The organism is Nocardia sp. NPDC004722, from assembly GCF_053601505.1.
The window spans coordinates 1-9,925 of record NZ_JBSGBY010000314.1 but is presented as its reverse complement, the minus strand read 5'-3'; the positions used below and the strand labels follow the sequence as shown (position 1 = coordinate 9,925).

9 protein-coding genes and 1 pseudogene are annotated in these 9,925 nt (G+C 67.4%); 9 read left to right on the top strand and 1 reads right to left on the bottom strand.

What is annotated here, in order from left to right; genetic code table 11:
* The 4 genes from ACWELQ_RS27020 to xerD form a co-directional block, all read left to right on the top strand.
* Positions 1–498, top strand: a 498-nt coding sequence (locus ACWELQ_RS27020) for a copper transporter (protein WP_452399851.1), incomplete at its 5' end; no start/stop codon positions are given.
* A 142-nt stretch (positions 499–640) separates the two neighbouring features.
* Complete coding sequence (locus ACWELQ_RS27015) at positions 641–2,368, top strand: CTP synthase (protein WP_452399850.1); 1,728 nt, start codon at positions 641–643, stop codon at positions 2,366–2,368.
* A gap of 186 nt (positions 2,369–2,554) precedes the next feature.
* Entirely contained in the window at positions 2,555–3,214 is a 660-nt protein-coding gene (locus tag ACWELQ_RS27010) for an NUDIX domain-containing protein (protein ID WP_452399849.1), read from the top strand.
* A gap of 163 nt (positions 3,215–3,377) precedes the next feature.
* Complete coding sequence (gene xerD, locus ACWELQ_RS27005; protein WP_452399848.1) at positions 3,378–4,298, top strand: site-specific tyrosine recombinase XerD; 921 nt, start codon at positions 3,378–3,380, stop codon at positions 4,296–4,298.
* An 88-nt stretch (positions 4,299–4,386) separates the two neighbouring features.
* Here xerD and ACWELQ_RS27000 read toward each other — a convergent pair whose 3' ends face one another.
* Positions 4,387–4,869, bottom strand: coding sequence for a hypothetical protein (locus ACWELQ_RS27000; RefSeq protein WP_452399847.1), 483 nt, complete (start codon positions 4,867–4,869; stop codon positions 4,387–4,389).
* Positions 4,870–4,999: 130 nt separating this feature from the next.
* Between ACWELQ_RS27000 and ACWELQ_RS26995 the strand changes: the two genes are divergently transcribed.
* From ACWELQ_RS26995 to ACWELQ_RS26975, 5 genes and pseudogenes are all read left to right on the top strand, one after another.
* Complete coding sequence (locus ACWELQ_RS26995; RefSeq protein ID WP_452399846.1) at positions 5,000–5,887, top strand: alpha/beta fold hydrolase; 888 nt, start codon at positions 5,000–5,002, stop codon at positions 5,885–5,887.
* Positions 5,888–5,953: 66 nt separating this feature from the next.
* Positions 5,954–6,580, top strand: a complete 627-nt coding sequence (locus ACWELQ_RS26990; protein ID WP_452399845.1) for an antibiotic biosynthesis monooxygenase family protein — start codon at positions 5,954–5,956, stop codon at positions 6,578–6,580.
* A gap of 716 nt (positions 6,581–7,296) precedes the next feature.
* Positions 7,297–8,193, top strand: a complete 897-nt coding sequence (locus ACWELQ_RS26985; protein WP_452399853.1) for a ParA family protein — start codon at positions 7,297–7,299, stop codon at positions 8,191–8,193.
* A gap of 83 nt (positions 8,194–8,276) precedes the next feature.
* Positions 8,277–9,176, top strand: a complete 900-nt coding sequence (locus ACWELQ_RS26980) for a segregation and condensation protein A (protein WP_452399852.1) — start codon at positions 8,277–8,279, stop codon at positions 9,174–9,176.
* Positions 9,173–9,925 (top strand): annotated as a pseudogene (locus ACWELQ_RS26975) (hypothetical protein); the annotation flags it as partial. The gene ACWELQ_RS26980 and the pseudogene ACWELQ_RS26975, both read left to right, overlap by 4 nt.

Sequence of the window (9,925 nt, the reverse complement as noted above, 5' to 3'; positions counted from 1 at the left end):
AAGATCGACGCCGTCGATCAGGGCAGCCTCGCCGGAGATCTGCTCGGGCAGGTGCTGCTCGCCGATCCCGCCAACGGGCAGCCGCGCGGCACCGCGCAGGAACGCGGGCTGGCACTCGAGACGTTGCGCGGCGGCGGCTTTCTGACCTTCGGTGATGTTCAGCCCGCGCAGCTGGCCGTGGTGGTCACCGGCGACGGCGCGCGCGCCGAGGAGAACAATCGCGGCACGATCATCGCCCGCTTCGCCGGCGGGCTGCGCTCGCACAGCGCCGGGGTGGTGCTGGCGGGTCGCTACGGCGCGGCCGAGGGGCCCGGCGCGATCGCGGTGGCACGGTCGGAGGGCGGGCTGGCCACGGTCACCACCGTCGACAATGTGGACCGCGAGATCGGCCGGATCACCACGGTGCTCGGGCTCACCGAGCAGCTGAACGGCGGAACCGGCCGGTACGGCACGGGCGCGAAGGCGACCTCGCTCACACTCGCCGCCCTGCCGCGCTGAACGGAAACCCCGGCCGACACGGGAAAGATCGCCCGCGACACGCAGAGTCGAGGCCGTCGACACTCCGCGGCGAGCCAATCGCGGGCAACCGATGTGCGTGGCGTTCGAACGGCATCACCGATCCGTGTTACGGTAAAGACCCGTGGGTAATTCACGGATTCCGGCGCGCGCGGCCACGAAACACATCTTCGTCAGCGGCGGTGTCGCCTCTTCACTCGGTAAGGGTTTGACCGCCTCCAGCCTCGGTCAACTACTTACGTCGCGCGGTCTGCGCGTCACGATGCAGAAATTGGATCCGTACCTGAACGTCGATCCGGGCACCATGAATCCTTTCCAGCACGGAGAGGTGTTCGTGACCGAGGACGGCGCGGAGACGGATCTCGATGTCGGCCACTACGAACGCTTTCTGGACCGCGATCTATCCGCGGACGCCAATGTGACCACCGGCCAGGTGTACTCGAAGGTCATCGCCAAGGAACGCCGCGGCGAGTACCTCGGTGACACCGTGCAGGTGATCCCGCACATCACCGATGAGATCAAGAGCCGCATTCTTGCCATGGCGGGACCGGACCTGCACGGGCAGGCCCCGGACGTGGTGATCACCGAGATCGGTGGCACCGTCGGCGATATCGAGTCGCAGCCGTTCCTGGAGGCGGCGCGGCAGATTCGCCACGAGGTGGGGCGCGACAACTGCTTCTTCCTGCACGTCACGCTGGTGCCCTACCTGGGGCCCTCGGGCGAGCTGAAGACCAAGCCGACCCAGCACTCGGTGGCGGCGCTGCGCAATATCGGTATCCAGCCGGACGCTTTGATCCTGCGCTGCGACCGGGATGTGCCGCAGCCGCTGAAGAACAAGATCGCTTTGATGTGCGACGTGGATGTGGACGCCTGCATCTCGACGCCGGACGCGCCGTCGATCTACGACATTCCGAAGGTGCTGCACCGGGAGGGCTTGGACGCGTACGTTGTTCGCCGCCTGGGTCTGCCCTTCCGGGACGTGGACTGGACGGTCTGGGGCGATCTGCTGGATCGCGTGCACAACCCGCGCGAAGAGGTCACCGTCGCGCTGGTCGGCAAGTACGTGGACCTGCCCGACGCCTACCTGTCGGTCACCGAGGCGCTGCGCGCGGGCGGCTTCGCCTCCAAGGCGAAGGTGAACATCCGCTGGGTGCAGTCCGACGAGTGCGAGACCGAGGCGGGCGCGCGGTCGCACCTGGCCGACGTCGACGCCATCCTCATTCCGGGCGGCTTCGGCATTCGCGGCATCGAGGGCAAGGTGGGCGCGATCCGCTACGCCCGCGAGCACAAGATTCCGCTGCTGGGCCTGTGCCTGGGCCTGCAGTGCGTGGTCATCGAGGCGGCGCGCTCGGTGGGCCTGAAGGACGCCAACTCGGCGGAGTTCGAGCCCGACACCAAGTACCCGGTCATCTCCACCATGGCCGACCAGGAGCAGATCGTGGCCGGTGAGGCCGATCTCGGCGGCACCATGCGCCTGGGCGCGTACCCCGCTGTGCTGGCGAAGGATTCGCTCGTCGCCGCCGCCTACGGCGAGACCGAGGTCTCCGAGCGGCACCGCCACCGCTACGAGGTCAACAACACCTACCGCGACAAGATCGCCAAGAGCGGCCTGAAGTTCAGCGGCGTCTCCCCGAACGGCCACCTGGTCGAATTCGTCGAGTACCCGAAGAACCAGCACCCCTTCCTGGTAGCCACCCAGGCCCACCCGGAACTCAAGTCCCGCCCGACCCGCCCGCACCCGCTCTTCGCGGCCCTGATCTCGGCAGCCCTGGAATACAAGGCAGCCGAACGCCTCCCGGTCGAAATCCCCGACGAGGCCCCGGCCCCCGAAGCGGAGAAGGTCTCCAAGTAACCCTCTCCACCCGCCCTAACCCGACCCGCCCGCGCACCGACAAGTGCGCGGGCGGCTCGCGTTCCGACGTCACCCGTCGAGTGGCACACCCTGGAGGGGGTTTGTCCGCTTCGCCCGCCAGGATGTGCCACTCGACGATTCGGGACTGTCGGTGGGAGGGGTGGGCGGGCGCGATACGGTTTGCGGATGACGTCTTCTGGTTCGGTGCCTGGCGCGCACGAGTTCGATGTTCTGTCCAGTCGCACGGTGTATTCGGGGGCGATTCTGGCTTTGCGGTTGGATCAGGTGGTGATGCCGGGTGGGCGGACGGCCGAGCGGGAGGTGGTCGAGCATCATGCGGCGGTGGCGGTGGCGGCGCTGGATGAGGACGAGAATCTGGTGTTGATCAATCAGTATCGGCATCCGATCGGGGAGCGGTTGCTGGAGTTGCCGGCGGGGTTGCTGGACAAGCAGGGGGAGGATCCCCTCGAAGCGGCCAAGCGGGAGTTGGCCGAGGAGACGGGGCTGGCGGCGCGGGAGTGGTCGGTGCTGGTGGATGTGGCCTTGTCGCCGGGGTTCACCGATGAGGCGTTGCGGGTGTACCTGGCCACGGGGCTCTACGAAACCGACCGGCCTGAACCGGAATTGGAGGAGGCGGACCTGCAGATTCTGCGGGTGCCGCTGGGTGAGGCGGTGCGGGCCGCGCTCGCGGGCGAAATCACCAATGCCACAGCGGTTGCCGGGGTGACCGCGCTGATGACGGCGCGGGCCAGCGGTGCGGCACTGCGTCCTGCGGATGCGCCGTGGCCGGGTATGCCGACCGCCTTCCTGGAGCGTAAGGCTCGCGAGAACTCGGCATCCCAATAGGATCCCGCCACGAGTAGATCACTATGCCCGATGGATCCCGCGTCTCGGCGGATGTCCATGTCTCGATAGGTCGGCGTCTCACCAGATCCCGATTGGGATACTTGTTCGATTTGCGCGCTTCGGCTGGCCGAGTTCGTCGGTGGTGGCTGCAATGATGTGACCCGTGCTGAAGCGGCAGATCGACGCGTACCTCGACCATATGGCGGTCGAGCGCGGCGCCGCGCGCAACACGCTCAGCGCCTATCGCCGCGATCTCGGCCGCTACCAGGATTTTCTGACCGGACGCGGGGTGGAAACGCTTGCGCGCGTGGCCGAGTCGGATATCGCCGAGTACATGATCGCGTTGCGATCCGGGGACGCCGAACATCCGGCGCTGGCCGCCTCCTCGGCCTCACGCGCCCTGATCGCGGTGCGCGGACTGCACCGCTTCGCGACGGCGGAGGGGATCACCGACGCGGATGTGGCGCATCCGGTGAAACCGCCCACACCCGCCCGCCGACTACCCAAAGCGCTGCCCTACGACCAGGTTTCGCGACTCCTCGACGCCGCGGGCGGCGACACCGCCGACGGCCCCCGTGGTCTGCGGGATCGAGCGCTGCTCGAGCTGCTGTATTCCACCGGCGCGCGCATCTCGGAGATCATCGGCCTGGACGTGGACGACATCGACACCGCCGAGCGCGCGGTCATATTGCGCGGCAAGGGCGGCAAGCAACGCATGGTCCCGATCGGCCGCCCCGCGCTGGCCGCGGTCGACGCCTACCTGGTGCGCGGCCGCCCAGCCCTGGCACCGCTAGGGCGGGGCAACAGCGCCCTGTTCCTGAACCACCGCGGCGGTCGACTGTCCCGGCAAACCGCCTGGCAGGTCCTACAATCCGCCGCCGAGCGCGCAGGCATCGCCGCCCAGGTCTCCCCCCACACCCTGCGCCACTCCTTCGCCACCCACCTCCTCGACGGCGGCGCGGACGTCCGTGTGGTGCAGGAGTTGCTCGGGCATGCCTCGGTGACGACGACGCAGATCTACACGCTGGTGACTGTCGGCACGCTGCATGAGGTGTGGGCGACGGCGCACCCCCGTGCTCGATAGGAGGCGGATGTGCCCGACGGCGGGATCAACGTGTAGCGCAGCGGGATCGGCGTGCGTGGCAGCAGATGGGTTAGCGTGGCAGGACCGGCTAGGCGGCTTCGTCGCCCAGATGCAGTGCGCGGTCGGTCAATTGCATGCGGCGGACCGTGAAGGTCAGGGCGATGGCGGCCGCGGCCACGATGAGGACTATCGCGATCGGGGTCGGCCATTCGAGGGTTTCGACCAGGTCCACGGCTTCCTTGACGCCGATCAGCGCGGCCCCGCCGCCGACCACGAACCAGCCGGCGGCCTTGTTCGAGTAGCTCACGAACTCGGCGCGCTGCTGAGCGGTCAGGGATTCCAATACCTGTTGCTGCCAGGCGCTTTCACTGCCGCGCGTGCGGAAGTAGGCGACCGGCGGCAGCAGCCACCACCACGGTGAGACGCGGGGATGCGGGATCTCGTGCATCTGGCTTCGGATCTGCGCGGTATTGCGGCCCAGCTCACCGAGTTCGACAGCGCCCTGATACATGGGTCCGGCCACCAGCACCCATGCGCCGATATATCCGGACCATGCCGCGATCGCTTCCATCAGCGCATTATGTTCGCGAGGGCGGCCGCGTCGATGTCATCCCGGTCCGGGAGGGCGTGTCGGACAACTGTTTGCAGCATTGGTGCAAATTGTCTAGCGTGGGCGTCGACCACGACGTCCGGGAGGAAACATGGCGGGATCGACTTCGCGGGTAGCGGCGTGGCACGAGTCGGGCGTTGTCGAAGAGGTCGGCGGCCACCCGATTTTCGTGCGCGAACGGGCGGGGTCCGCGGATCTGCCGCCGATACTGTTCCTGCACGGGTATCCGTCGAGCAGCTACGACTGGCGCGAGGCGTTCGACCGGATCGAGGGGCACCGGCTGGTCGCCTTCGATTTCCTCGGCTTCGGGCTGTCGGACAAGCCGCGGGATGAGCTGTACTCCTTGCGGATTCAGGCCGATATCGCGGAGGCGGTGGCGCGGCGGTTCGGGGGCGAACTGGTCGTCATGGTGTCGCACGATATGGGTAGCTCGGTCGCGACTGAGCTGCTGGCCCGCGATATCGACGGAACCCTCTCGTTCGCACTGAAATCCGCGCTGCTGTTCAACGCGAGCCTGGTGCGCGAGCAAGCGAGCCTGTTGATCGGGCAGAAACTGCTGCTCAGTCGCGTCGGGCCAGTATTCGCGCGGCTGGTGAGCGAGCTGTCCTTCCGCCGCTCGTTCGGCGGCATCTTCTCGCAGGCCCACCCGCTCACCGCCGAGGAGGCCGCCGACCAGTGGGCTCTGCTGCGCCACAACGACGGTCACCGCATGCTCGACAAGCTGATCTACTACAACCACGAGCGCGTCACCCCACCGACCTCCGTCCGCTGGCACGACGCCTTGCGGTCCTGGCCCGGCAGGCTGGAATTGGGCTGGGCGGAACTGGACCCGATCTGCACCGAATCCGTGTTGCGGGCTGTGCTGGCTCTGCGGCCTGCGGTCGAGCTGACCCGGCTCCCGGGGGTGGGGCACTACCCGCAAATCGAGGATCCCGCGCGGACGTATCAGCTCATTCAGCGGCACGCGTCGCAGAAGTGACCGACCGGTCGCGTTGATTATGAAAGGCCTTGACCTACAGCGTGGTTGAGGTTTCACCATGAGGGCATGGCCGATACCCGAATCACCCTGATCGACGCGCTCGAACTGCCCGAGGAGCGCATCGGGCAGTCCATCGCGGACTGGCGCGAACGCGTCGCGCTCATTCAGACCGCCGCCGGATTCCAGGACGCCCGGCTGCACCGCCGACTGTCACCCGATTCCCGCCTCGGCCTCGTCGCCGTCGCGCACTGGGACAGTCTCGAAGCACACGACAAGGCCCTCGCCGATCATGGCCTCACCACCTCGGCGATCAACCTGCCCAGCGCCACCGTTCACAGCGGCCAGTATTCGATAGCGGCCGAATTCCACTCCACGACAGGCAATTCGGCTGAAGGCCCGGGCATCACCTTCGTCAACGCCTTCGAGATCCCCGCCGACCGGATCGACGATTTCGTCCCCAACTGGCTCGACCGCGCCCAGCACATGAGCAACACCCCCGGCTTCCGAACCAACCGCCTGCACCGCGCCCTCGCCCCGGCCACACACTTCCAACTCATCAACATCGCCCAGTGGGATTCGCCCGAAGCCTGGACCACCGCCACCAACGACTCCCGCTTCCAACAACGCCTGGCCACCGTCCCCTCCTTCGCCACCCCCAACCTCGCCCTCTTCGAACTCGTCGCCAAGAGCTGACTTGACGGGGAGGGCTGACTCAGCGGCATGGCACCGAATCGAAGAGGTGAGCGCAGATTCAGTTGTTGGGCGGGACCGGCGCATCATAGCCAGCTGTATGGAACGCTGCCCCCGCTCTACTCCTGCGGCGATTACGCCTGCTGGTATGGCATCGGCGCGGAATGGCCTCCGGCCGCAGGGTGTTCCGGGGCCTGCGCACCCGCCGGAGCCGGAGATCCGAAGGCCGGATTCCCCATCGGGGGAATCCTGGAACCGGGGCGTCCATGACGCCGGGCATTGGGGCGCCTGTGGGCGTGGGGAATCCGGGAAGCTGGCCTACCTGTGATGTGCACGCCCCCAGAGAATCGTTGTCTTGATCGGGCGGAGTGTATCCGAGGTCGGTGGCTGTGGATTCGGCGTGATTGGGACGGAATCGGGGGTGTCTGGTCTGATCTGCTGGGAACATGCTCTGGAACCCGTAATCTGCTGTGTCACAACGCGAGAGTGTTCGTGCCTGGTCAGGCGGCCGAGCTAGGACACCCTTACCAGCCCTGAAGTGCAGGTTTACAGTGCGTGTCCGAGCGTTGGTCCGGCGCGAACAGGCGGTAGCGTCTAGAAGGACCGGTACGCACACGTGGCCGGGCGCGTCGTCCACGGCAGGTCGGTGGGCGGGGGTTAAGGGCAGGAACGTCGAAGGAGCAGCGGACGTGACGACTACCGGTGGTGCGGGCCAGCGGATCGAAACCGCCGCGCAAACGCTGTGGGAGGCACCCGATGTGGTGCACGACAGCAAGCAGGTCGGTCCCACGGGTCGCCCGTTGCGGGAGATTCCGGAGCCGCCCGAGCCCGATCACACCGCGCCGGCGCTGATCGTCGCCATGTGCAATCAGAAGGGTGGCGTCGGCAAGACCACCTCGACCATCAATCTCGGTGCGGCGCTGGCGGAGTACGGGCGCCGGGTGCTGCTGGTGGACCTGGACCCGCAGGGCGCGCTGTCGGCGGGACTCGGTGTGGCGCATCATGATCTGGATGTCACCGTGCACAACATGCTGGTCGGGCCGGGCAAGGTCAATCCCGACGACGTGCTGATGAACACCAAGGTCGAGGGCATGGACCTGCTGCCGTCCAATATCGACCTGTCGGCGGCGGAGATCCAGCTCGTCAACGAGGTGGGCCGCGAGCAGACGCTGGGACGGGCGCTCGCGCCGCTGCGCAACCGCTACGACTACATCCTCATCGACTGCCAGCCGTCGCTGGGCCTGCTCACCATCAATGCCCTGGCCTGCGCCGACGGCGTCATCATTCCCATGGAGTGCGAATACTTTTCGCTGCGCGGGCTGGCGCTGCTCAACGACACCGTGGAGAAGGTGCGGGACCGGTTGAATCCGGAGCTGGTGCTGTACGGCATCGTGGTCACCATGTTCGATGCCCGCCTATTGCATTCGCGTCAGGTCATGACGCGCGTGGTCGAGGTGTTCGGCGACCTCGTGTACGACACGGTCATCTCGCGCACCGTGCGCTTCCCGGACGCCAGTGTCGCGGGTGAGCCGATCACCACCTGGGCTCCGAAATCCGGTGGCGCGGAAGCGTATCGGGCGATGGCCAGGGAAGTCATCCAGCGGTCGGGCCGTTGAGCGATTCTTTCGACACGGCGTCCGAGCACGAACCGGCGGACGCGGATGAGGCGCTGCCCGCGGATGGCGGCGTGCTCGGGGATATCACCGACTCCGGCACCATCTCTCCGGAGCCGGTCGCGGCCCCCAACGAGGCCGTTGCTCCGGACAATTCGGACTCCAAGGGCAAATTCCACCTGAACCTGACCAACTTTCAGGGCCCGTTCGACCTGTTGCTGCAGCTGATCAGCTCGCGCCGGCTGGATGTCACCGAGATCGCACTGCACAAGGTGACCGATGAGTTCATCGCCTACACCAAGGCCCTCACCGCCAGCCTGTCCGGCGAACAGGGCCTGCGCGCCGACAAGATCCTCGACCAGACCACCGAATTCCTGCTCATCGCCGCCACCCTGCTGGATCTGAAGGCGGCCCGATTGCTGCCCTCCGGCGAGGTGTCCGACGAGGAGGACCTGGAACTGCTCGAGGCCCGCGACCTGCTGTTCGCGCGCCTGCTGCAATACCGGGCGTTCAAACAGGTGGCCGAGTTGCTCGGCGAGCTGGAGGCCGCCGCGCTGCAACGGTATCCGCGCGCGGTCTCGCTCGAGGAGCGGTATCTGGCCCTGTTGCCGGAGGTTACGCTGGGGGTGGACGCCGCGGGCTTCGCGGAGGTCGCCGCCACGGTGTTCCGGCCGCGTCCGAAACCCCGGGTGGGGCTGGATCACATCCACGCCCACTCGATTTCGATCGCCGAACAGGCGGCACTCGTGCTCGAGTTGCTGAAAAGCCGTGGGGCGGGGGCGTGGACGACCTTCCACGAAATCTGCGTCGACTGCGAGCACCCGATCCAGATCGTGGCCCGCTTCCTGGCGCTGCTCGAGCTCTATCGGGGCAAAACCCTCGAGTTCGACCAGCCCGACCCGCTGGGCCCGCTGTCGGTGAGCTGGCTCGGCGAGCTCGAAGACCTACCCCCGCAACCGGTGCTGATCGAGGAGGACTACGGGTGACCGAGGTGCACAACCCGGAAGACGACGCGCGAACCCCGCCTGCCGCCAACCCACCCGCGCTCACCCCGGCCCAGCAGATCATCGCCGACGCCGCCGCGGCCGCGAAGACCCGGCCCGTGCCCGCCGCGCTCATGCGCACGAGCGAGCCGACGGGTCACCTCGACGTCGTGGCACAGGATTCGAGCCGGTCGACCTCGGCCGAACCGGACGCCGCCCCCGAATCGGCGGCCACCCAGCCGGAATCCGACTCGACGAAGCTCGAATCCGACGCAGTGACGCTGGATTTCGCGCCCACGACGCCAGCGCGCGCGACCCGGCCTGTGGAGGCAATGGCTGTGGACGCAGAAGGGGTCGTGGGTGCAGACGAGGGTGGAGGCGCAGCGGCGCCTGAGGGCGTTGAAGCACCTGCGGACCAAGTAGGGCGCACGGATGTGACGGGGCCGGGGTCTGTGTCGGACGGGCACTCCGGGACGGTCGCGTCCGATTTGAGCGAATCAGGGCTCGGGGTGGCGGAGGCCGGTGCGGGTTCAACGGAAGTCGGTGAGGGCTCGGGCGAGCGGGAGATCTCGGCGATTGTGTCGGATGTCTCCGCGCGCGGTGGGGGTGACGCGGAGCTCGATGAGGACGAGGAGGAGCTGAGCGAGGAGGAGTTTCGGGCGGCGCTCGAGGCGATGTTGCTGGTGGTGGATGCGCCTGCGCCGGTGGAGTTGCTGGCCTCGGCGATGCGGGCGCATCCGATTCGGGTGGAG